Source organism: uncultured Fretibacterium sp. (genome assembly GCF_963544685.1).
Lineage (GTDB): Bacteria > Synergistota > Synergistia > Synergistales > Aminobacteriaceae > CAJPSE01.
Window position 1 is genome coordinate 1 of the sequence record NZ_CAUUGJ010000031.1, and the last position, 21,969, is coordinate 21,969.

Below are 21,969 nucleotides of genomic sequence, written 5' to 3' on the forward strand. Positions count from 1 at the left end.
TTTCCCCCTCGATCTCAGACTAAGCTTAAGGAAGGGCCTGGGAAAAAACCCCTCCTCAAGCATCTTTTACAGCCATCAAACCGGACATTCTTGTCGGACCTGTTGAGCCCGACGGGGACAACAGGAATATCCGGGGCTGTTTGCCGGCCTCACTGACGGGCTCGGTTCACCTTGGCCCCCTCTGGTTACTCCTCAACCGAGACCGATTCCAGCAAGTCATCCAAAAAAACGCCGAGGAACTTCTCAAAATCGCCATCTTTTTCGCGATTTGATTTTGGAGCCAAAAAGAAAGTAATACTCTTGTGCTTATCGTAGAACTCGATGTAGGGTTCCTTCTGCGAAGTCCCATCCAGACGCTCTCCCAAATTGGATACGTCAATACGGCGCCAGTTATCTTTTTTGACAAAAATGTACTCATCCGGCTCCTTACCCTCGGAAAGAGCCTCCTTCTCCATCTTCTCCATGTTGAGGAGAAGTACCTGATAACCTTCCTTCCCCTCCCCGTAGAAAAAAGACAGGTACCCGAACCCCTTATCCTTGTGGGCATCGCTCTTTTTCAGGAGCTCATCCAGGCGTCCTTCCAGCGTCTGCTTGTCCTCGGCGATTGGTTGCGTCGCACTCTCAAGGGAAATGCCGGGATTCTTCATCGTATCTATAAACCGTGACAATTGATCGCTTAAGTCATTTTTTAAGCTGTCCCAATCCTCTTCCTTGGGGCTTATGGAGAAAAAAACTCTTTTATCCGTTTTGTCCTCAACCAAAGAAAGGTCCTTTCCGAGAGGTGACAATACGGTGTTTTTCAATTTCTCCTTGAACACTCTCTCGTTTATCAACTTCTTCTTCTGGCCTCCCCGACCTCCTTTATCGCCCTTTTCAACCAACCATTTTTCGTTTTTCAGTTTTTCAGTAAAATCTTTGGATATTGCCTCTACTATTAAGTCATCTGAGGAGAATGAGGCCTCCTCTTTCCATAAATCAGGATACCAGATGAGCCCGGCCAGGCCTTTGAGGTAATCTTCTCCCTTATTTTTCTTATTTTTGGAAAGAATGTCGATAATGTTCTCCAGATTCTCCTTTCTTTTCGCTCTTCTTTCAGTGGTCTCCAGATCCTCCGAGGAATCAGTGGAGGGTGAGGCGTCCCCTCCATTCCACAAGGAGCAGACAGGTTGAATGAGATATTTCTGGAAAAAATCACGGATACTGCCCCAACAACAGGCTACGCCAAAAGTCAGGGCCAGAGCCATCAGCAGGGCCGCGAGCTGGGGCATGCGCAGCTTCCTTTTTTTCGCAGCCCTTTCAGCCGGAGGGCAGAACGGAGGATAAAGACCTCTCAGATCCCTGACGTGTCCATCCACCATCAAATATCCCACGTCCTTTCCGGGCCATTTCAGTGAGGGGAAAAGAGGGAGGGGAACCTCCCTAGTCGAGGAAGTCTTTTCTGCGTCAAGGTAAAGCGTATCGGGTCTTACGGTGTTCTTTTGGGCTATCCGCTCCAGGTCGTTGGAGCTCCAAAGAGCCCGTGTCACATGGGAAGGCGTTAATGCACGGACGACATCCGCCGGCACGACGCAGGCGACCGTGGATATATTCGGTCGCCCCTTATGGTCGCTGCCGGGGAAGATGAAGCCCATCAACGTTTCCTCGTCCCGATCCTTTCCCCCGCCCTGCCAGGGCAGGAGGATCAGCCCCGCCCCCTTTCGAGGCCGCTCCAGACTGGGAAGCAGGCGAAAAGCCTTGAGCAGCGAACGGTAACGGCTGTCCAGCTTGTATCGGTCGGCAAAGCTTTTCGAGGCGTGCTTGATCCCCCAATCCAGCCCGTGAACCCCCTCTTCGCCTGAGGTAAATACCCAGTACGCCAGGTTTTTGCAGATCATTTCGTCCCTCATTTCAGCCACGGACAATCCGGGATTGGAGTATCAGGCTTAAACTCGATGAATAATTCGCACCCCGTATCGGTAATCGTCTTTGACAATCCCTTGTAACCGTCAAAGCCCAGCGACTCCTCATGGTGGGTAAAAAGTTCATCGTCCATTACGGGGTCCACATCTATAGCTTTAAAGGTAAGCGGCGGCATATCGACTGTCCATGTGATATCCACCCCTTCATTAAATTCCGGATACCAGTTATCTTTAATCATTTTAGTGTGCAGGAGCTCTTTGTTACCCTGCGAGACGGTTACAAAAACGTCCGGCTTATCATAGGTTGTTTCTTTGTTGATTTTCCCCTTGACGACACTCAGCTTGCCTTTGACCCCTCCTTGAATGACGTTGAGGAAATCCCGAACCTCTTCGACGTTTTTCCTCTCGGCAGAGTTGGGCCATAGCTCAAGAAATGCGTCCAGCCTTTTGCGGCATTCGGCAACTTCCCTCCTGTCCCTCGTGTTGCGCCGCCTCATGAAGTCCTCCCGGCAATCGGCGAGATGTTTTCCCTCCAATTCACCCATTATGGCCTTTTCCTGCTTTTCAATCTCAAACGAGCCTGTGTTGAGCGGTTGGATCGCCTGCCGCAGCGCGTTCAGGGCCTCCAGGGCCTCCTGCTTACCCTCGGAGAAATCTTTGCGCTGGACAGCCCTGGAGGCGTCGCCCCGGATGTTTTCAACCTCCATTTCGATGCGTTTCTGCAGGAGGTCTATCCCCTGCTGCCGCAGGTCGTCCCGATCCTTTCCCTCAAGGCTCGTAATCCTGTCGACCATCTCTTTTATGTTTTTGGAAGCATCGAGTTCTTGAAGCCGTTTCTGCCTCTGTTTTTCCCTGATGGATGCGACGCGGCCCTCCAGCTTCTCCCTGACCTCCGAGGTCATGGCGGGATAGCGGTCCAGGAGTTCTTGAAGGGAGTCTGCATTGTCGGCGTCCTTTTTCAACGATTGCTCCACCAGGGCAGCATAATGCTTCTCCAGGGCATTTTCCAGTTTTTTCCGACCTGTGGAGTCGAATTCCGCCTTGTGACGCTCCAGCAGCGCCACGCCCTCCTCCGGCGACAGCAAGCCAGCCTCTCGGGTCCAGGCATCTTGTTTTTTACCCGCCCAGGATTTCTGCTGGTCCTCCAGATACTTAATAGTGTCAAGAGAAAGTTTGGGATGATCCGTCAACTGTTCGGCTTTTTTGATATACACATCGAATGCCTCCGGCCCGACATCCAGAGACAGGATGCTGCCCCATCGGCGCAGGCTGTTATCAATTCTCTCCTGGATATTCTTCTGCCAGCTTTCCGGGACATCATAATTCAGGCTGTCCAAAATCGCGTTGAACAGCTCGTCCGGTGACGCATTCTGTACTTGAGAATCCAGGTTCAGCAAGCGCCCCAGGTTGAAATACCACGCCTTGCGCTTCGCCAGCTCGTAGTGCTGGGGCTGGATCTCGGCAAAGTGCGTGACGGAAAGATAGCGTTTCACCTTTTCCGCATCCTCCAAAAACGCAGGGCTTGCGTCGGGCGCCTTCTCCTCGTCAACAGCCTCCAAGACGGCTTTTATCGGCGCGTAGACGGCGGCCTCATAAGCCCGATAAAGCTCCTCCCTCAAGGGAGGCAGCTTTTTTTCCGCCCTGAAAAAAGCGGGCAGCCAGGATGGGGAGGAGAAGGCATCCACCTCCTGAAGGGCCTGCTCGTAACGGCCCTCCGTCCTCAGCCTGTCGACCCTTTCCTGCATTCCCCTCCATTGGCTTATGTCGTAGTAGTACATGCCACCCTCCAGGACAGCGAATATGGAGAGTACCAGAGCGGCGATGATTTTTCTCAGGGTTCTTCCGTAGGCCAATCGGCTGTGGACCATCGCCTCAAAGAGGTCCTCCATCGGCTCGATGACCATGTCGGGCTGGTAATTCCGGGGGACGCTCTGGGGTGATTCCCACTTCCCGATGGCTTGGCTTTTATAGGCGTTGACGTATTTGCCTTTTTTGTAGGCGGTTTTCTCAAGCCAATTCCCCTGGTCCTGGGATTTTTCCGCCGCCTTGAAGAGTACGGCGTTCTTCTCTTTTAAGGTGTCCAGTGAAACGTCGGGGATCGTATCGCCTTTTGTGAAGATGAACCATATCGGCACGTCCGAACGCCCCTTCAGATCCCCTGACTTGTGCTCCCGAATATTCGAGATCGCGTTGGTAAACACAATGTTGTCCGTTAAGGCCTTTTCCGGATACTTGACGAGGTCCTCTCCCGAGATGAAGAACAACGCTCCATCGGCTTGCTGAAGGTCCGGCAGGATTTTATTCTCCACCCACGCATCCATGTCCTGCGTAAAACCGCCCGGGATGTCGAACAGCTCCACGTCCATCCCCAGGGAATCGACGGAGAAGCTGAAATCCACCCGCTCCGACGTCCCCTGCACCACCTCGTGTTTCTGGAAAAGCTGGGTTATGAGCTCCGCAATCCTGTTGACGGAGCTCTGTGACTTGATCATAATGGGGCGGCTGCCCTTCCCCAGGTTCGTTACGAGGTTGAAGTAGGACCCGAAGAAGACCGTTTTACCAACTCCCGTTGCGCCCATCACCGCAATCTTGTATTTTCTGTTCACTCCAATTCTCCCCTCTGTGAACTTGCCGACCCGCTATGCCTTGCTCGCAAATCTACAAAATTTTTATCCGAAGCACATGGACAAACGACGCCGTTCCATCCAGATTTAGCTGTTCATCAATACGCATTCAGCAACGCTTCCAAACGTTCCATCCGATCTCGTTCATCAAGAGCCTGCCAACCGTAATCGAGCAAATAACTAGTTAAAATGGCAGCCCCCGATGCCAATAAAAGTACCCCCCCTGACAAAACAACACTTCCTAAAGCGACACCCCATCCTCCGGCAGAGACAGCTCCTCCCCCAAGCCATGCCAGCGCAGCATTGGTTGCGGCAACACCCGATAAGGCCGAAATCGCTGTTCCCGTACTGGCCGTCCCTACAAGCACTGCCGTTTGTAAAATGGCACAACCCGCAGCATAGCCCGCAATGGAAGCGACAACACTGGAGGCTATTCCCGTCAGAAACATCCTATTTCCATCCTCGATACGCCCCCCATTGAGCAGGGCATATCCATAGGAGAAGATCAGGGTTGCAATGATTCCTCCACCCAAACCTCCCAATAACCTCGAGTTCTTCAGCCATCGTGGATACATGGTTGCAAGCAGCGATTGAGAGGATGTGAGCATTTGTTTTTCGACAAAATAGGAAATTCCTGCTCCTGCCAAGGCGCCGCCTGCAGCGCTGACGGCACTCAAGGTTATTTCTTTTGTCATCTGATGGAAGTTAACAGCTTCCCCCGAAAACAAACGGTTCAGGACATGGAACCCCAACCCCATTATCGCCCCCCAAGCCCCCGCTTTAAGGGCAATCTTTCCTGCCAAACGCCAGGGCCAGCGTGGTTGCTCGAGATTATGTTTTTTTAAAAATGCCCCAACCCTGTTCTGTTCTTTAGCGGTTTTGTAATCTCGCATAGCAATTTCACGCTTGGATGAATTCCCGTATTGTTCTCTAATAGCGCTGGTTACCGCTTCATCTACCAGCGCTTTATGTGAAGGAGACAATTCAGCATAGGGTTTGGACAGCACATTGATCTGTTTCACCGTTCCCGGAATCGTGTTCCCCTTGGCATCCAGATGTTCACTGGTCACAACAAAAGAATTTTTTTTCACACGGAGCCGCCACAATACCTTTCGGGGTTCTATTTTCCCTCTGGCAACGCCCTCCATATACTGCCCAATTTTATTAACTTGTTTGGCCAGCACCTGGAGATCAACTGGCTTATCGGAGTAGTAGACATATCCCAACCCTTTCTCATGCCAGATAAAGACTTTCTGCCCCTTGGGCAGGGGGACCACCGTTATTTCCTTGGAGGTCGATGAGGGAACAAGGGAACTTCTGGAAATAGGCTTTATTCCATCCACTTTCAACGATATTTCTCCGTAATGCTCAGCGGTCTTGCTAGCACGGCGCCTGATCCATTTATCACTCATCTGCCTGCCATCATACTTGGTATCCCCCAAATGGGAGCTACCGAATTTGCTCTCCGCCACCATAACTCCAGAGGGGTTCCCTCGCTTATCAAATTGAACATACAGGCCATCAAAGCCGGCTCTTCCCGATTTCGATGGGTCCAACAGGGCTATCGCTCCCCCCGGTTTGACCTGTGTCGATCCGGGATCAAGCGGGTACCAAACTTTACCTGAAGCCATACTGTTGTTGAAAAATAATCTCATCATATTTTCGGTAACGTTTCCCGTGAAGTTACGGGACGATGAGGAGAGCCGGGAGGCATAAAGCATTGCCGGCGTCTCCGTTGCGACGGTCAGCGCCGTTGCGAATGGCGAAACCGTGGCCGGGATGTACGGAACGCTCCCGGCAAATACCGCATGGGGCAAAAAAGTTATCAGAACGCAAGCGGCTATCCACCTTATCTTTTTCATGAGGGCCCCCCTAAAAATCTTCCAGCTTACGTTTTTCTTTAAATACCATGGCTTTTTCAATATCGCTTTTCTCAGTGTTGTCCAGCTTGAAATACAGCTCTCCCCATACCCTGTTGAGGCACTGTTGCGCTCCAAAATCCAAGAGCCTCGTATCAATGTAGGAAAGTTCTTCAATCCATGAAGTTTTGAGTGCCTTTTTCATCTGTTCCATCGCCCACTCGTTATACCGACGCATCTGTTTTGCACGGTAATCCGACAATTGCTGCTGTACTGTCTCCAAAAGTTTACTCAGTTCATCACTCACTTGAGGTGAAGAGATATTTTGGGACTGCAACGTGACGTCGCGCATGAAAATATTGATCCCATTGATCTTCTCCTGAAACGTATGCCCATTATTAGATTCCTTTAATTTTGCATAAGAGTTCTTAATGACTTCCATTGCAGCTCTGGAGCGTCCCTCTGCAACGTCCTGAATCCGTTTGTCGAGCTTTTCCTTAATCTGGAGGACTTCTTGAGTGACGCCCTGCGGTAAATTGAGGCTCAAGGCTACCAGCTGCTGTAAGGACGTTTCGGCAAGCTGCAGATAGTACATCTGCAGAGGAGCAAGGCTCTGAGACGAACTGCGAGAGAGCAGCTCTTCAATCTGCTCCATCCCGGAATTCATCATTACCCCTGTCTGCAGGCCCTCCGCAATTTCCTGATCGTCCAGACCATGTTCCTCCAACAGGCTATTAACATCCTGTAGAATGTTTAGGTACTCTTTCAGGTTTTGGGAGTTTTTCGCATCCTCCTTACGCTTTGCAACTTTTTCCATAATTTCTGTATCAGGCCGGTCATCCAATTTCGGGAAGTTTCCATCAAGAGATTCTTCCCGAGCTAAAGAGATTTTTTCTTTCAAATTCACAATTTGTGGCAGATCATTCGGTTTTACGGTCATCACCTGTGCGCTCAAAAAGGAATCCAATGCATCCAAGCTGTCTGCTGGAAATACCGGAGCTTTTTTTGCCCATTTGAGTATCATCGTCGCATAATCCATGATGATATCGATATTCCCAGGCATAAAAGAAAGTGCATTGACAAAATACATGGACGCCAATTCCATATCCTGCTTGTGCGCCGCCCGCAACGCCTGCTCGCGTGCCTGCTGTGCAAAAGTGCGAGCTTCATCATCGGTCAAGGCAGAAGCAGTTCGAGAAAGGAAGAACAACGAAAGGGCTAAAAAAAAGCAGGCCAACAGATGCAATCCTTTTTTCCTGTACATGAGTACTTCTCCTCCTCAAAAGATATGCTCTATACAAATAAGAGAACACAATCTTAGATCTTAATCGGCTCCTCACTTTGTTTAAGTGGGTAGGCCTATCTGTAGCTTTCCTGCGATGAGGTAAATCATCGAGATGAGGTTCTCCTTGCTCCTGTAGTCCCTGGCCTTCGCCTTACAGGCCTGGATCAAGCTGTTGATCCCCTCGAGAATGCCGTTGTCGATACGGGACTCCAAAACCACTGGAGGACTCCGTCCCAATGATGCCTGATCGTGCGAGCTGCTCCAACCATCCCTCGCTTGCTGGAGGTCTCGTCGAATCCGACATTGCGGACCTGCGACAGATCCCTCCGCTTGGGGGACTGTTCCGTGTAATGCCTGACCACGCGCCAGAGGCGTGTGTCGTGCATGTTCACCCCCTTCGCCAAGGTCTTGATGGGCATAGCCGGAGCCAGGGAGAGGACCAACGCCTCGAAAAGCCAAGTAAACCCGCTACCTTCGCACGCCCAGGGGACGGGGACCAAGTGGATGCCACAGGCATCGCAGTGGACCCTTGGGACCCTGGCCGTGAGGTAGGCCTCGTACTGAAAGAAATTGAGATGTCTCCAGGTCTTTTCTGCCTCGCCGCTTCGGACGAGGGGAACCGTTTGTCACTTATCCAGTTCCATCCGAAATCACTTCGCCCAGACTCCGACATCGATCAGGCTGCCCCTCCGCTCCGGCTCAATAAGGCTATGCCGTCCTTCCGGCTCTGCAAGATTGTCCCGTCTTTCCGGGGCTGCCAGGCTGGGATACCTTGCAGGATCCAGAAGCGTAAACTCTCGAATCAGGTCCTCGCCCAGGAAAGCCACGAGGTCCTCCAGATAGATGGTGTCCTCCCATTTCTTTTGCTCATACCATTCCTGCGCCCTTTGTATAGCTATCCCCCCACCAACGATGACGACAGGGACGAAAAGAGGAGTTGTGCCCGCCGCAACAACAATCTTGAGGACAAGCATGTTGACGGGGACCATCAAAGCGGCCCCGACGGCATTTTTGCCGCGCTGCCGCGCCCGCTCGGCGAAGACCTCGTAAGAGATATCTCCATTTTGATAGGCGTAGAATTCTTTCCCCATGCCCCAGCAAAAATAGCCTATCGTGTATCCCATCCCCGCATTTTTGAGCGGCATCACGGCGGCGAATCGTTTCCCTACCCGGCAAAGGACGCCGTCGACGAGCATTGGAGTGACGGTATAGCCGGCAAAGTCCACCGCCGTTCGCTTCAGTACCCTTTCCCAGGAGGACTCGCCTCGATAGGCCAGGCTCAAGTCGTTCCAGTTCTCCGAAAGGGGCATCATCGCACCGCCCAGCATATAAGGCGCCGTCCGCTTCAGTTTCTCCCTCATGCCAGCGAGCATTTTATTCTTCGCAACCGTGACGTCCTTCATGTCCTTTTCGACCACTTGGGCAAGCTCCTGCTGGCTGCGCTCCCTGGTATTGGGCTTCCCCGTCACCTGAGATTCCGGTATCACCCTGTCCGCCAGGTCTGCAGTTTTCTTACTGCGAATGAATTTCTCGTACTCGTCGTCCGGGAGCACTATTTTATCGTCCTTTGGAAGGCGTGCCAGTGCATTCCGAAGACTTTTCTCATACATTTTTGCTTTTACAACGTAGTTTTGTCCATTTTTGACAAAACCAACGTCATATCTGCTGGGGGGGTTATAGCCCTCGCAACCCATTTCCCTCATGATCTGTTCTGCCTTCAGGCGCTCAAAATTGCGCGCCTGGCCCACAAACTTAGCAGCGCTAACTCCATTCTTTGCCGCCTCGGCTATCATTGTCTCGTTTTGAGCTCTTACGGCAGTCAAAGTCGGCGATTTCAGGACCTCTTTCCATTTATTGAGATCGACCCCCTCCCCAACCCCGGCCGAGGTTTGGCTGTCGCCCACCACATGCGAGGCATGGATCTGTTCCGCAAGGGCCATGGCCTCGGAGCGGGGCAGATGGGGGTAATGTCTCCCCAATTCCGTCGCGATACGTTCCTGCCCCGTCATGGAGACGGCTTCCTTGTAGATTGCGGAGACCTCTTTTTGCACCATTTTTTCCGACCATTCGGGATGAGCCTTCAAGACATTGTTTTGGATGTCCTGCAAGACCTCTTCTTTAGGAAGGATACCTCGATAAAACCAGTCGTCGGAATGCCCCCAAAGTTCCCGATGCCCCCATCCGCCCGCATGGTTCCCGTTCTTCCATGGAACGGTGTCGATGATCGCCGAGTGAATCTCCCTGCTGGCCTCCGTACTCACTCCCCATATATACTGCCTCTGGAAGCTCAGGTGTTTTTGAAAGGGGAACGCCTGGACCGGCTCCGCGGCAACAGCACAGCAAAAGACTGCAAGGAGCAGACGAACGGCAAAGAAAGGTTGACCTCGCCGCATGGCTCAACGCCACTCCTTGAAGAAATCCTCTATCCTTTTGGCGTCCCGCATGATGTCCGGATCCGTACTAAGATAGGACTTGAGGTCTCCATCATAGCGCTCTTTAGCCAGCGTTCCCTTCCAGAGGCGTAGCAGTTCCTCACGGACGGAATTCGTGGACTGCAGGACGCACAGTCTTTGAGACACGCTGTAAAAGGGCCCGATCTCACGGGCAATCTGCATGATACGGGTCTGCCCCTTTAGGGATACCTCCTTGAAGAACACCCCGGTTTTGTCGTCGGCCTCCTCTGCCGTCCTGGCGTAGCCGGCGGCAAAAATCGTCTGCATCGGGACGTCGAAGAAAATCGCCCGGATCGCCCGCCCCAAGGAGTTCGCCAACTCGCGAACGTCCCTCTGAGCATTCTGGAGGCCCTTGAGGTATTGGATATCGTTGGGGAAAGAGCCCCGTGCCTTCTGCTCCAGGTCTGCGATCGCCTTGTGCGCCCAATCCAAGTCCGACAACCAGTCACGCAACCGATCGATGTTCCTCCTGAAGATTCTGTCGATATTGAGATCAATGATCTTTTGACTGGCAAAGGCGCTTCGCACGCTCCCCGTATTCCCCCAACGGATGCGGGAAGAGAGTAGCCCCAGCATCCAAAGCTGGTTTTTGTTGTTAAGTTGAGATACGACAGCATTCACAAGATTTTTATCGGAGACGAAGGCAAGGCTGCCCCGAATGGAATCCTCCGACAGGGACCTCAGGGGAGCCGCGGCTAACAGCGTGTAGAAGGCATAACAGCGATCGATGGCCTTCTTATGCTCAGGTGATCGTTCCTCTTCCCTTGGGGCCCAGCCATTTTCCGCCTTCAGGGCTTCCCGGAGTTTCAAGGCGGCAAAGGTCCTCGCACTGTCCCAATCCTGCAAAACACCCGGCGTAGGGCTTTCCGCTTCCAACCGTTTTATCAGGTCCTCAACAGCCCTCTTTTTGTCGAAGACATCCTTGCGAATCTTGGAGAATTCGGAGTCCTCCCCATACACCATGTTGTCCTTAAGCCCGTCGAGGAGTTTGTGGTAGAACCCTCCCCTCGGACAGGAATCAATGGTGGATTGATCGACCGTCACGGACATCCTGTCGTCCGGGTTGTGGAGGATAACCCAATAGCCAACATCTTCCCCACGGCAGCGAGTCAATTCCGCCTTGGCGCCGTTTCCGGAACGAGAGACGCTGAGGGCCTGGCTACTGTTTTTAAAGCGGCAATCGCGGATCTCCAGGTCATAGGCAGACACACTCCGAGTGTTGATGCACCAGGTCAACCCCTCAAAGGTGCACCCCTCAAAGGTCGTTTTAGTGCTGGGATATATTCCAGCAGTATTTCTTCCATTCCTACCTTTAAAAGTCACATTTTTGACGACAACCGGTTTTGACAACGCGTCGGCATTGATGCCTTTATTATCACATTCGATGGTCATATTCTGGAACGTCAGCATATCGGCTGTGGATTTGGTCATGTATTCATGTACAAGGGCCACAGGCCAAAACACAGCCATCTCTAAGTTCCTCACGAAGCTCCTCACGACGTGTTTCTTGACGTTGGCGGAGCTTTCTGCGTCAAAAACGGGCTTGTCCTTATCCTTGGGACTGAGAACGACCTGAGCACCTGTGCCTGAAAGAGAGGAGACCCAACTGGGGACAATAAAATTGCCGCTGATGGAGGAGGTGATCCTTATGTCTGTTATCCCGTCGTCCCATGCCTGCTGCAGTACCTGCTGCAGTTCATCAGCCGTTCGGACATCTCTCGTCGTTGCGGAGGCGCAAGAGACGAAAACGAATAAGGTTAAGCAAATTGAGATCAAACAAAGAGCAACACTCCGAACAACAATCCTACCGAGCCTTACGAAAAACAATTTCATTTCCTCCCTCATGATGGACTGCCACTATAATGAGACAGGCAAATTCTCCAATTCTCCCCTCTGTGCACTTGCCGCTCCCAGGCCGACCGAGCCCTCGGCCGAAAGCGGCTCCATTTTTACAATGACCCCACCGAATTATAATCATACACCTATATAAATCAACGTTTGGAGACTTACAGCCTATCCAAATAAATCCTTGCCTAAAACGTCTTTCCTCCGCACCATAGAGGAAAACGCCGACAATGGAGTGGTGAGGATGGAAAGGCTTACGGGGATGGAGCTGCACAAGGCCATCAAGCGGATGCGGCTGGACAGGGGGCTGACCCAGGCAAGACTTGCCGACGCGGTGGGCGTATCCACCTTCACACTGATTCGCTGGGAGCGCGGCGAGCGCGCGCCGGACGGCCGCTTCCTGGAGAAGCTGGCCGCAGCCCTGAGCTGTTGGATAGTGCTGGACACGGACAGCACATGGAGCTGCTTTCCCCATGAGGGGACGGGCTCGGCCGCCCCGTCCCCATCCCTTCCGCCGTCCGTCGAAGAGGTCTACGCTCAGGCTGCGGCGGCTAAGGATAAGGCCGTGTGGAACGCTTTCTTCCATAGGCTGGCCCGGAACAATCCGGATTTGGAGGCGTGGCTCCGAAACTCCGATGGCGGATCGGATATGGACGAGGGCACACTCAAGATCCTGGCTTCCGTTATCCTGGCCATTGTACGGGCCCGCTGAGGAAGGAAGCGCCGGGCCTCTCAAAGCATCCTCTTTCGCTCAAATGACGCCGTCGTCAGGTAATCTTTCAAAAATATCACCGTTCGGTTATCCTGTTCTCCGACCCAGCGTTCCAAACGACAAAGGTCATCGCGGCGCGTCCGCTTCAGCAGAAGCACCAGATCCCTCCCCCCGGATTCTCCGGAGCCTGCCAGAAACGACCGCGTAAAGAGCGCGCAAGGCGCCGCCTCGTCCACAATGCCCTTCCCCTTCAGCTCCGCGGCGGCATCCACAATAAAGCGGGGGACATCCTCGTCCTTCAGCCCCAAAAACACGACGCCCCGCCGCCTCGCGCAGAGCGGGGCCAGAGCGGACCGCTCCATCGTCTCGGGAAACAAAAGGCACCGGTTCACAGTTCATCCCCCCACCCATTCATCGTCGTCGCCTGCCTCAGACTACTCTGGTAATATAGGGGGGCGGGCCCGGTGCTGTCCAGTGCATCTGATCGAGCCTGACGGCATCGACGTTTACAGATGCAAATCTTGGGATGGAGACGAGGGTATCTTGTCGAAGTTCAATCCAAAATTCAATCTTACGGACGATATGATGGCGCGGCTGTCCGCAAAATCTTTGGAATTTCAGGCAGAACGGAGGACAATCCATGCCCTGCTGGGCGACTATGCGGCCGATTACCGCCGTTTTAAGGGATCGGAGCTGGCTCGGCAGGAGTACCTGCGCGAGCGGTACGCGAGCCGGGCGCCACAGCTCAGCCACCTGGTCTGGGACGACGAGGACGGCCTGTACTGGGGGCCCTCGGACATCGCCATCCTGCTGAACCGGGACCGGTCGGCGGTGTCGCGGACGCTCGCGAAAATGGCTGCGGATGAAGAGTGGCGCATACGACTGTCCGTGCTCTGCAGGGATTTCGGCCGAAGCGTGTCCGCGCCGCTTTATGCCTACCGGCAGGAGATCTTTGACCTGATCGTCGATTATTACGAGGAGGATTATCTGCGGCGCTTCATCAGGCCGCGTCGGGGAAGGCCCCGGAACGAGGAGGAGGCGCGGGAGGTCCGCCGCTACTGGAACCACCTCAAGGACTCAGCCCGAGCCGCTCCCGAGCGTTTTTGGGAGGAAAGCGGTCACGCAGGTTTGCCGGACATCCCGCCGATGGGGCTCAAGGAGGCCCTGCGCCTGATCCTCTCCAAGGTCCTTACCCTGCGGACGGGCGCGCTGTTCACCGTGTTGTTCGCGCTCGGCTACGAGCTTTCGCGCCGCTGGCCCGCCCTGTTCCTCTGGCTGCCCGCCGTCGCCATTCTGGTCTTTTTTGCCTGCATACCGCTCCTTCGCCGTGGGAAATTCAACCCCGCGCACGTCGCAAGCCTTGGGGCGGGCGCAATGCTTTTTTGCTTGCTCTGGACTGTGGGACTTCTCTCCAGGGAGGGCGCGACCCACACGCCCGGAGGCGTCCTGCGGGTACGGGATACGGAAAGAAAGGCCAACCTGACGCTCAACCCCAGGATATGGAACGACGGCATCGTCCGCTTTACCATCGATACGGACGCCGATGTTCGCAAAATCCTGCGGTATTCTTACCGCATCAGCCCGGACACGGAGTATCGTTCCACGGGATTCATGAGGGAGGCCAACCCGGCCACCGGAGCAAGGTACCCCGACAGGACCATCGACACCGGCCGATCGGAGGGCATCGTCGAACTGGACGTCAAATACCTTGGGGCCGATGGGAGCGAACACGGGCCCTACCCATTCCGTTTCGACCTGGATGCGGTGCGATTCGAGAATGGCAAGGACTGGGCCCTCCACTCCGTGGACGAATGGCTCTCGGTCTACCGTCTGGAGGATCCGCAACGGGAGGGAGAGGGAACGACCTTCGTTACGGTCGACTTCGGCCTCCTGGGCAGTGAGGCCCTCGACGCCGTCTCGGGCATCGTGTACGGCATCAACACCAAGACGCCGGACACGAAGATCACGATGGAAGAGATTTTGAAGCTTCAGAAGCTAGGCGTCCATGAACTGCTGACGAGCAGGGAGGACACCGTCGCCTGCGTCTCCGCACGGCTGCTCTTCAAGGATGGGACCTCGTCGGACGTGCGGGTGTTCAGGAAAACGGTTCGCTAAACGGGCACTCCCATAGGGTTGCCGTCAGAACTACCGAAGAACGACTTGCTGGAAAGGCGGCTCGCTTATCATACCACCTCGCCGCTTCGGGCGAGAGGAATCGTTTGTCGCTCCATCAGAAATTACCCTGCCCAGACCCCGGCGTCGAGCAGCTGCCGCACCGCCGTTCCGGGCCAGTCCCTGTTGCTCAGGGGCGAGGCCGGGCTGGGATGCAGGATCCTCACGATCTCTACATCCGCACCCGAAAGGTCCTCCCGGGCCCGCGCCTCGGCGAAGGCCCCGATGCCCACCAGAAAACGGGGCCGGAGCGCCGCCACGACCGCACGCAGGTGGACGCCGCACGCGGCGTAGAGCGCACGGTGTTCGCCGGCCGGCAGTTTGTCGGGGGTGAGGTTTCGCCCTCCCTCCGTGCCGTTCCGGCGCGGGGACGCGGCGATGAAGAGCAGCGGACAGTAGTTGACGACGAGGTGGTCGGCGAAGAAGGCCTCCGGCGTCCCGAAACGCTCCCGGAAAAGGCCCCACAGCCTTTGGCCGCTGACCTCGGACCGTCTGCAGGCCAGCCCCTCCACCGGGTACTGCGGGTGCTCGTCCGGGGGGCGCCCCGTGGGAACGGCGATGCGCATCCACTCCCGCACGGCCGTGACCTCGCCGAAGGGAACGCCCGTCTGGGCCATGCCCCACGGGCCGGGGTTCATCCCCAGGAAGAGCGTGCGCTTCGGGGCCGAACCGTAACGCTCCACATAGGCCCTGAAGGCGTTCCAGGCGTAATCCAGGGGATTGTAGACGCACGCGACCGGAGCGGAGAAGCGCAGGGCGTCCATCGCCTTTCTCAGCTGTTCCGCGGCGTCCAGCTGGGCTCGGACGGCGGCGTCCATGGTTCGATCGGGCGGCAAAACGATCACTCCTCGCGGGGACATTCCATTTTAAGAACGGGGCCTTCGCCCCGTTCATTCATACCCTCCATTTTACAGCAGCTCTCCCTTGCCCGCCGGGCGGGCGGTTTCCTCCGTGAGGCGTCCTGCAACCGGAACTTGGGGGCGCGTAGAACAGGGCCGGGTTCAGTGAAAGCCGAAGATGCGGCGGTGCTGGGCCTGTGCCTCCGGAGCGAAGTCCTCGGCCAGGAGGGCTTTCAGTTCCGCATCCGTCGTCTTGTCGGTCGGGAGGTGCACCAGACGCGACGCCTGGCGCATCATGGCCCGCTCCACAAGGTTCCGCACGAACCGGCCGTTGCCGAAATCGGGCGTAATCAAAGCGGCCTCCAGCAGGCTGCGGGCCCGTTCCTCGGCTTTCGCGCCGAGTGATCGGCACTTTTTTCTGACGACAAGCCGAAGGATCTCCATCAGCTCGTCCGCCGTGTAGTCGGGGAAGTCGACGTGAAACGCCACGCGGCTCCTCAGGCCGGGGTTGCGCTCCACGAACTCCCGCATCCGATCGGGATATCCGGCGAAGACCACCACCGTCTCGTCTCGTGCGTTCTCCATCTCCTGGACGATCGTGTTGATCGCCTCGTCGCCGTAGAGCCCGTCGCGATCCTCCACCAGCGAGTACGCCTCGTCGATGAAGAGCACCGAGCCCTTGGCCGCCTTGAACTTCTTTTTGACGAGCGGCGCGGTCCATCCCACGTACTTGCCCACCAAATCGCTCCGCCCGACCTCCACCAGGCCGCCCGAGGAGAGCAACCCGTTGTCCTTCATGATGCGGGCCATGAGGCGCGCCACGGTCGTCTTGGCCGTGCCGGGGTTTCCGGCAAAGACCATGTGCATCGAGGGCCGCTCCGTGCCGATCCCCCTGCCCGCAAACAGCTTCTGGGCCTTGTGGAAGTCGATGGCCTGGAGGATCACCTCCTTGACCGACCGGAGGCCGGGCATCTCCATCAAGTCCTTATAGGCGTCGCCCTTCGGCTTTTTCGCCCGGTTCTCCGACTCGGCGGAGAGCTCCCGGTACTGGGGGTGGAGCTCCGTCCTCAGGTAGCTGTCGTACCAGCGGTCGAACAGCTTGTTGAGGTCGGTGCTGAGGTACCCGGACTCCTCGCGGGGCAGGCTTTTGACGAGGGACCGGCAGTCCTCGATGCCGTTTTTCGCGGCGAGGCGCTTCAGGTACCCCCGGGCCTCCCGGGTGAATACGAGCTCCTCGTCCAGCCTGACGAACGTGAGGCCGTGGAGCTCCTCCATCAGCTGCTCGTACAGTTTGGACTCCGAGCGCCCCATCTCCAGGATGGTCAGGGTCCCGCGGCGGAACTCGCGAATCCTCGACGCGACGGACGCGACGAGCTCGAAGGAGGCGTCGGCGTGTCCGGACTCCTCTCCTCTGTCCTCCAGGGAGAAGGCTATCGCCAGGGCGCAGCCCAGCTGCGACTGATAGAGCTCCTTCAGCTTGTCCTCGTAGAGGCATTCGAGCAGGCCGCCGTCGACGCTGCGCGTCAGGGTGCAGTAGCGCCGCCCCATCAGGCGCCCCCTCTGGAGGAGGGAACGCAGCAGCAGCTCCCGGACGGAGCGGCGGACCTGAGGATCGTCCGACACGATGACGTAGTGGACCGGGTTCCCCTGAAAACGGTCCGGGGAGCGTTCGTCGAAGATCCGCTCGATCTCGGGGACCAGGGAGGCGCTGCACAGCAGCCGCTTCGCCTCGGCGATGGCCTCGCTCTTCGTGCAGGGGGCATCGAGCAGCACCTCCTCGCATTCCGACTCCGTGCAGGCTTTGATGAACGCCATGCCCAGATCGGTTTTGTAATTGTCGTCGTCATCGATGTAGTCGTTCCTGTCCGCCAGGTTGAGCATCCGGGAAAAATCCCCGGCGGTGATCTCCCGGGTATCGAGGATTTTCCCCTTGAGCCGGGTGTGAGCGATAAACTCCTCGAAGGCCTCCGCGAGATCCCGGCGGTTCATCGAGACGGCGTCCACGAACAGGGCGGCGCCGATGGAGACGTTTCGGTCCTCGAAGTCCGAGACGAAGAAGGCGATCGTCCCCTTCGTCCTCGAGTTGGCGTCCGCCGTCAGGGCCTTGAGACGGGATCGCACGCGCCTTGACTGCCGATCGCCGCTCTCCAGGGCCTTCTCACTCTCAAATTCAATCTTGTAGAACAGCATCGTCGTCCTCCCGTTCTTTCATAAAGGCCTTCAGGCCGTTGGGAACAATCCATTGAGAATAATCCACTGGGAGCAACCCATCGGGAACGATCCGTCGGAATCTTTCGTGTGCGTGGTTGTCTGTCTCTGGCGCGGCGCGTCTCTTCCATTATCGGGCATAGGGGGCGTGGCGTCCCGTCGGCTTCAGGAAAAAATTTTTCCGGACGATCGATAAAAAGAGGAGCGTCCGCACGCGGTGTCGCCGGGAAGGATCGCCCCGCATCGCAAGCGTGAAAAGCGCCTCATTTCCCGAACCTTGGACTGAACTCCTCTCCCACGCTTTTGGACACTTGACTTGGGGATCACGATATCGGGCCTCCTTTGGACAAAATTCAATTTTTGTGGTAAAGTTCCCCTCGGTTTTGGAGAGCAGCGCACAAGCGTCCTTTAAGTTCGGTCCGGAGAGGCCGAGAAGGCGGCGTGTGGGAGACTATCCATAAATATTGCAAGGTGAGAAATGTTGCAAGGATAATCGTGCCCTGTCGTCTTTTCGTAAGGACGGCAGGGCATTTTCTGTTTTTTGACGCGTTCCGCGTCGGCTTTTTGGCCGGGAACCTCTGCCGTTCTCCGTGAAACTCGGAGGAATCAGGTACGAAGGAGGCACTCATGAAGGAGAAGGCGCGCATCATGGACGCCCAGGCCATGGGCCGTGCGGTCCAGCGCATCGGGTACGAGATCGTCGAGCGGAACAAGGGGACGGAGAACGTCGTCTTGATCGGAATCCAGCGCCGGGGCGTGCCGCTGTCGCAGCGGATCGCCGGCCACATCGACCGGGTGGAGGGGACGACGGTCCCCGTGGGCTGCCTGGACATCACCTTTTATCGTGACGACCTGTCGCTGCTCTCGGAGCACCCGGTCCTGAACGGGACGGACATCCCGTTCGTCATCACGGGCAGGGACGTGGTGCTGGTGGACGACGTGCTGTTCACCGGCCGTACCGCGCGCGCCGCGATGGACGCGGTCATGGAGGTGGGCCGTGCCCGCACGATCCAGCTGGCCGTTTTGATCGACCGCGGGCACCGCGAGCTGCCCATCCGGGCCGACTACGTGGGCAAGAACGTTCCCACGTCCCGGAACGAGCTTGTCTCCGTGCGCGTGGCGCCGTTCGACGACGAGGAGGCCGTCGTCCTGTTGGATGCGAACGAGGGGGAGAACTGACATGCTGCGCTCCAAAGACCTGCTGGGACTGCGCAATACCGGCGCCGACGAGATCCGCGAGATCCTGGACACGGCGAAGATCATGAAACAGGTGATCGTCTCCAACAACAAGAAGACCCCTCATCTCCAGGGAAAGTCCGTCATCACCGTCTTCTACGAGAACAGCACGCGCACACGCCTGTCCTTCGAGCTGGCCTGCAAGTACCTGTCGGGCACCGCCTCGGGGATGACCGCCTCGGCGTCCAGCGTGGCCAAGGGGGAGACCCTGATCGACACGGCCCGGACGCTCGACGTCATGGGCACCGACGTGATGATTCTGCGGCACCCGATGACGGGCGCGCCGCACCTGATGGCCAGGCACGTCAGGGCCTCCGTCATCAACGCCGGGGACGGGACGAACGAGCATCCCACCCAGGCGCTGCTGGACATGTTCTCGATGGAGGAGCGGTTCGGGTCGCTCGAGGGGCTGAGGGTCGCCATCGTGGGGGACGTGACCCACAGCCGCGTGGCGCGCTCCAACATCTACGGGCTCGGCAAGATGGGGGCCAAGGTCGTCGTCGCGGGGCCGGCAACCCTGATGCCGGTGGAGATCGAGTCCTTGGGCTGCGAGGCCACCTGCCGCGTGGACGACGCCATCCGGGGCGCGGACGTGGTGATGGGGCTGCGCATCCAGCTCGAGCGGCAGAAGAAGGGGCTCTTCCCCTCGGTCCGCGAATATCATAAGTTTTTCGGCCTTACGGAGGAGCGAATAGCCCTGGCCCGCAAGGATGCGCTGGTCATGCATCCCGGTCCCATCAACCGGGGCGTGGAGATCGCGTCGGACGTCGCGGACGGGCCGCAGTCGGTCATCGACGGGCAGGTTACCAACGGGGTGGCGGTGCGGATGGCGCTGCTTTATCTGCTGACGCGCACCCGCGCCGAGGCCGGGGCGTAGGGAGGGACCGAGCATGACGAACAGCCTGATGAACGAGAACTGGATGAATCGTAAGGAGAGCGCGGAGGACATTTTGATTCGGGGCGGTGACGTCCTGACCGTCTCGGGCTTGGAGAGGGGCGACGTGCTGATGCGCGGCGGCGCCATCGCCGCCCTGGGGAGGGATCTGGAGGCCGGGAGCGCCCGGGTGGTCGACGCCTCGGGGCTCCTGGTGGCGCCGGGGCTGGTCGATATCCACTGCCATCTGCGCGAACCGGGTTACGAGCACAAGGAGGACATCGCCTCCGGGACCGCGGCTGCTGCTGCTGGAGGTTTCACCTCCGTCTGCTGCATGGCCAACACCGACCCCGTCAACGACAACGCGGCCGTGACGGAGTTCATCAAGAGCAGGGCGGCGGAGCGGGGAAGCGCGCACGTGTATCCCATAGCGGCCGTGACGAAGGGCCTGAAGGGGGAGGAGCTCACCGAGATGGGGGAGCTGGCCGAGGCGGGGGCCGTGGCCCTCTCCGACGACGGGCGGTCCGTCAAGAGCGCGCAGCGCATGAGGCTGGCGCTCCGCTATGCCGGACGCTTCGGCCTGACGATCATCTCCCACCCGGAGGACGACGAGCTGACGAACGGCGGCGTCATGAACGAGGGCTACTGGTCGACGGCCCTGGGCCTGCCGGGGGTCACACGGGCTGCGGAGGAGACGATCATCGCGCGGGACTGCATGCTTGCGGGGCTGGAGAACGCGCGGCTGCACGTGGCGCACGTCTCCACGGCGGGCGGGGCCGAGCTGGTGAGGGAGGCCAAGCGGCACGGCTGGCCCGTGACCTGCGAGACGGCGCCCCATTACCTTTATGCCACCGACGAGTGGCTTCAGGACTACGACACGAATGCGCGGGTGAACCCGCCGCTGCGCACGGAGGCGGATCGGCTGGCCCTGATCGAGGCCCTGAAGGACGGGACGATCGACTGCATCGCCACCGACCATGCGCCGCATCACGCCGACGACAAAAACGTGGAGTTCGCCCTGGCATCCTCCGGCATATCGGGGTTCGAGACGGCGCTCGCGGTCTGCTGGACGGCCTTGGTCGTGCCCGGACACCTGACGCCCGAACAGGTGCTGGACAAGCTCACGCGTGCTCCGGCCAGGGTTCTGGGGCTCGATGCGGGGACGCTCGAGGTCGGAAAACGTGCGGACGTGACGTTGATCGATCCCCGGGCCGAGTGGACGGTGAACCCCGGGAAATTTCGGAGCCGCGGAAAGAATACGCCCTTCGCGGGACGTACCCTGACGGGGGCGGTCCGCTGCACCTTCCTCGAGGGACGCCCGGTGTATGGGGACGGCCCGGAATGCAGATAGACCGTCTGATCCGGGCGATCCGCGAGCGCGGCAACCCCTCGGCCCTCGGGCTCGATACCCGGGTCGAATATGTTCCCGAGGCGTTCGCCCGGCCCCACATCGAGGCCGGGGGGCCTGCCGATGCGGTGCGGGCCTTCAACTTCGCCCTGCTCGACGGCCTGAGGGATCTGATCCCCTGCGTGAAGGTCCAGGCGGCCTATTACGAACGGATGGGGCTCCCGGGGCTGTCCTGTATGTACGATACCGTGGCGGAGGCGCGGAGGCTGGGCTACGTCGTGATCCTCGATGCGAAGCGGGGGGACATCGGCGCGACCGCCGCGGCCTACTCCGAGGCGTACCTCGCCTCGGACGCCCCCCTGGCGGCGGATTTTCTGACGGTGAATCCCTACCTGGGCAGCGACGGCGTGACGCCCTTCGTGGACGATTGCCGCACGTCGGGCCGGGGGATCTTTGTCCTGGTCAAGACCTCGAACCCCTCCTCCGGCGAGTTCCAGGACCTGACTGCCGGGGACGGCCGGGCGCTCTTCGAGCACGTGGGGGCGAAGGTCGGGGAGTGGGGGGGCGGCATCATCGGCTCGGTCGGCATGACTCTTATAAACATCTGACGCTGCCG

At 57.6% G+C, this 21,969-nt stretch carries 15 protein-coding genes and 1 pseudogene; 6 read left to right on the forward strand and 10 right to left on the reverse strand.

The annotated features are described in order from the left end of the window. Positions 1 to 185: 185 nt before the first annotated feature. The 7 genes and pseudogenes from ABLA28_RS04640 to ABLA28_RS04670 all read right to left on the reverse strand — a co-directional run bounded on the left by ABLA28_RS04640 (position 186) and on the right by ABLA28_RS04670 (position 11,952). Positions 186 to 1,874 (reverse strand): hypothetical protein, encoded by a 1,689-nt coding sequence (locus ABLA28_RS04640; RefSeq protein ID WP_347712697.1) that lies wholly within the window; start codon positions 1,872 to 1,874, stop codon positions 186 to 188. An 8-nt stretch (positions 1,875 to 1,882) separates the two neighbouring features. Beyond that, positions 1,883 to 4,504, reverse strand: a complete 2,622-nt coding sequence (locus ABLA28_RS04645) for a hypothetical protein (protein WP_347712698.1) — start codon at positions 4,502 to 4,504, stop codon at positions 1,883 to 1,885. A 116-nt stretch (positions 4,505 to 4,620) separates the two neighbouring features. Then, positions 4,621 to 6,384, reverse strand: coding sequence for a hypothetical protein (locus tag ABLA28_RS04650; RefSeq protein ID WP_347712699.1), 1,764 nt, complete (start codon positions 6,382 to 6,384; stop codon positions 4,621 to 4,623). Between the two features lie 10 nt (positions 6,385 to 6,394). Beyond that, the gene (locus tag ABLA28_RS04655) at positions 6,395 to 7,645 is read right to left on the reverse strand and encodes a hypothetical protein (protein WP_347712700.1); all 1,251 of its coding nucleotides are present in this window, start codon (positions 7,643 to 7,645) and stop codon (positions 6,395 to 6,397) included. An 81-nt stretch (positions 7,646 to 7,726) separates the two neighbouring features. Beyond that, positions 7,727 to 8,259, reverse strand: a pseudogene (locus tag ABLA28_RS04660) (transposase); the annotation flags it as partial. A 57-nt stretch (positions 8,260 to 8,316) separates the two neighbouring features. Continuing rightward, positions 8,317 to 9,675 (reverse strand): hypothetical protein, encoded by a 1,359-nt coding sequence (locus ABLA28_RS04665; protein ID WP_347712701.1) that lies wholly within the window; start codon positions 9,673 to 9,675, stop codon positions 8,317 to 8,319. Between the two features lie 387 nt (positions 9,676 to 10,062). Beyond that, on the reverse strand, positions 10,063 to 11,952 hold the full coding sequence (locus ABLA28_RS04670; protein ID WP_347712702.1) for a hypothetical protein: 1,890 nt from the start codon (positions 11,950 to 11,952) through the stop codon (positions 10,063 to 10,065). Between the two features lie 256 nt (positions 11,953 to 12,208). Here ABLA28_RS04670 and ABLA28_RS04675 point away from each other — a divergent pair, with 256 nt between their 5' ends. Further along, the gene (locus ABLA28_RS04675; protein ID WP_347712703.1) at positions 12,209 to 12,676 is read left to right on the forward strand and encodes a helix-turn-helix transcriptional regulator; all 468 of its coding nucleotides are present in this window, start codon (positions 12,209 to 12,211) and stop codon (positions 12,674 to 12,676) included. A gap of 20 nt (positions 12,677 to 12,696) precedes the next feature. On the opposite strand, the gene ABLA28_RS04680 is transcribed toward ABLA28_RS04675, so the two are convergent. Continuing rightward, positions 12,697 to 13,068, reverse strand: coding sequence for a hypothetical protein (locus ABLA28_RS04680; RefSeq protein ID WP_347712704.1), 372 nt, complete (start codon positions 13,066 to 13,068; stop codon positions 12,697 to 12,699). 151 nt (positions 13,069 to 13,219) lie between these two features. On the opposite strand from ABLA28_RS04680, the gene ABLA28_RS04685 reads away from it, so the two are divergent. Beyond that, on the forward strand, positions 13,220 to 14,791 hold the full coding sequence (locus tag ABLA28_RS04685; RefSeq protein WP_347712705.1) for a hypothetical protein: 1,572 nt from the start codon (positions 13,220 to 13,222) through the stop codon (positions 14,789 to 14,791). A 122-nt stretch (positions 14,792 to 14,913) separates the two neighbouring features. Here the strand turns inward: ABLA28_RS04685 and ABLA28_RS04690 are convergent, their stop codons facing one another. Both ABLA28_RS04690 and ABLA28_RS04695 read right to left on the reverse strand, forming a co-directional pair. Beyond that, positions 14,914 to 15,684, reverse strand: a complete 771-nt coding sequence (locus ABLA28_RS04690; RefSeq protein WP_347712706.1) for a uracil-DNA glycosylase family protein — start codon at positions 15,682 to 15,684, stop codon at positions 14,914 to 14,916. Between the two features lie 165 nt (positions 15,685 to 15,849). Further along, positions 15,850 to 17,877 (reverse strand): AAA family ATPase, encoded by a 2,028-nt coding sequence (locus ABLA28_RS04695; protein ID WP_347712707.1) that lies wholly within the window; start codon positions 17,875 to 17,877, stop codon positions 15,850 to 15,852. Positions 17,878 to 18,522: 645 nt separating this feature from the next. On the opposite strand from ABLA28_RS04695, the gene pyrR reads away from it, so the two are divergent. From pyrR to pyrF, 4 genes are read left to right on the forward strand one after another with little or no spacing between them, the layout of a single operon-like run. Beyond that, positions 18,523 to 19,074 (forward strand): bifunctional pyr operon transcriptional regulator/uracil phosphoribosyltransferase PyrR, encoded by a 552-nt coding sequence (pyrR, locus tag ABLA28_RS04700; protein ID WP_347712708.1) that lies wholly within the window; start codon positions 18,523 to 18,525, stop codon positions 19,072 to 19,074. Position 19,075: 1 nt separating this feature from the next. Then, entirely contained in the window at positions 19,076 to 20,008 is a 933-nt protein-coding gene (locus ABLA28_RS04705; RefSeq protein ID WP_299300877.1) for an aspartate carbamoyltransferase catalytic subunit, read from the forward strand. Positions 20,009 to 20,021: 13 nt separating this feature from the next. Further along, positions 20,022 to 21,356, forward strand: coding sequence for a dihydroorotase (locus ABLA28_RS04710; RefSeq protein ID WP_347712709.1), 1,335 nt, complete (start codon positions 20,022 to 20,024; stop codon positions 21,354 to 21,356). Beyond that, the gene (gene pyrF, locus ABLA28_RS04715; protein WP_347712710.1) at positions 21,347 to 21,961 is read left to right on the forward strand and encodes an orotidine-5'-phosphate decarboxylase; all 615 of its coding nucleotides are present in this window, start codon (positions 21,347 to 21,349) and stop codon (positions 21,959 to 21,961) included. Before ABLA28_RS04710 ends, pyrF begins: the two co-directional genes overlap by 10 nt. Positions 21,962 to 21,969: the final 8 nt, after the last annotated feature.

What these genes read in the sequence shown, in the direction of transcription:
- ABLA28_RS04640 (WP_347712697.1), bottom strand. Translation starts at nt 1,874, where the DNA reads ATGATCTGCAAAAACCTGGCGTACTGGGTATTTACCTCAGGCGAAGAG.
- ABLA28_RS04650 (WP_347712699.1), bottom strand. Translation starts at nt 6,384, where the DNA reads ATGAAAAAGATAAGGTGGATAGCCGCTTGCGTTCTGATAACTTTTTTG.
- ABLA28_RS04655 (WP_347712700.1), bottom strand. Translation starts at nt 7,645, where the DNA reads ATGTACAGGAAAAAAGGATTGCATCTGTTGGCCTGCTTTTTTTTAGCC.
- ABLA28_RS04665 (WP_347712701.1), bottom strand. Translation starts at nt 9,675, where the DNA reads ATGACGGGGCAGGAACGTATCGCGACGGAATTGGGGAGACATTACCCC.
- ABLA28_RS04670 (WP_347712702.1), bottom strand. Translation starts at nt 11,952, where the DNA reads ATGAAATTGTTTTTCGTAAGGCTCGGTAGGATTGTTGTTCGGAGTGTT.
- ABLA28_RS04675 (WP_347712703.1), top strand. Translation starts at nt 12,209, where the DNA reads ATGGAAAGGCTTACGGGGATGGAGCTGCACAAGGCCATCAAGCGGATG.
- ABLA28_RS04695 (WP_347712707.1), bottom strand. Translation starts at nt 17,877, where the DNA reads ATGCTGTTCTACAAGATTGAATTTGAGAGTGAGAAGGCCCTGGAGAGC.
- pyrR (WP_347712708.1), top strand. Translation starts at nt 18,523, where the DNA reads ATGAAGGAGAAGGCGCGCATCATGGACGCCCAGGCCATGGGCCGTGCG.
- ABLA28_RS04705 (WP_299300877.1), top strand. Translation starts at nt 19,076, where the DNA reads ATGCTGCGCTCCAAAGACCTGCTGGGACTGCGCAATACCGGCGCCGAC.
- ABLA28_RS04710 (WP_347712709.1), top strand. Translation starts at nt 20,022, where the DNA reads ATGACGAACAGCCTGATGAACGAGAACTGGATGAATCGTAAGGAGAGC.
- pyrF (WP_347712710.1), top strand. Translation starts at nt 21,347, where the DNA reads ATGCAGATAGACCGTCTGATCCGGGCGATCCGCGAGCGCGGCAACCCC.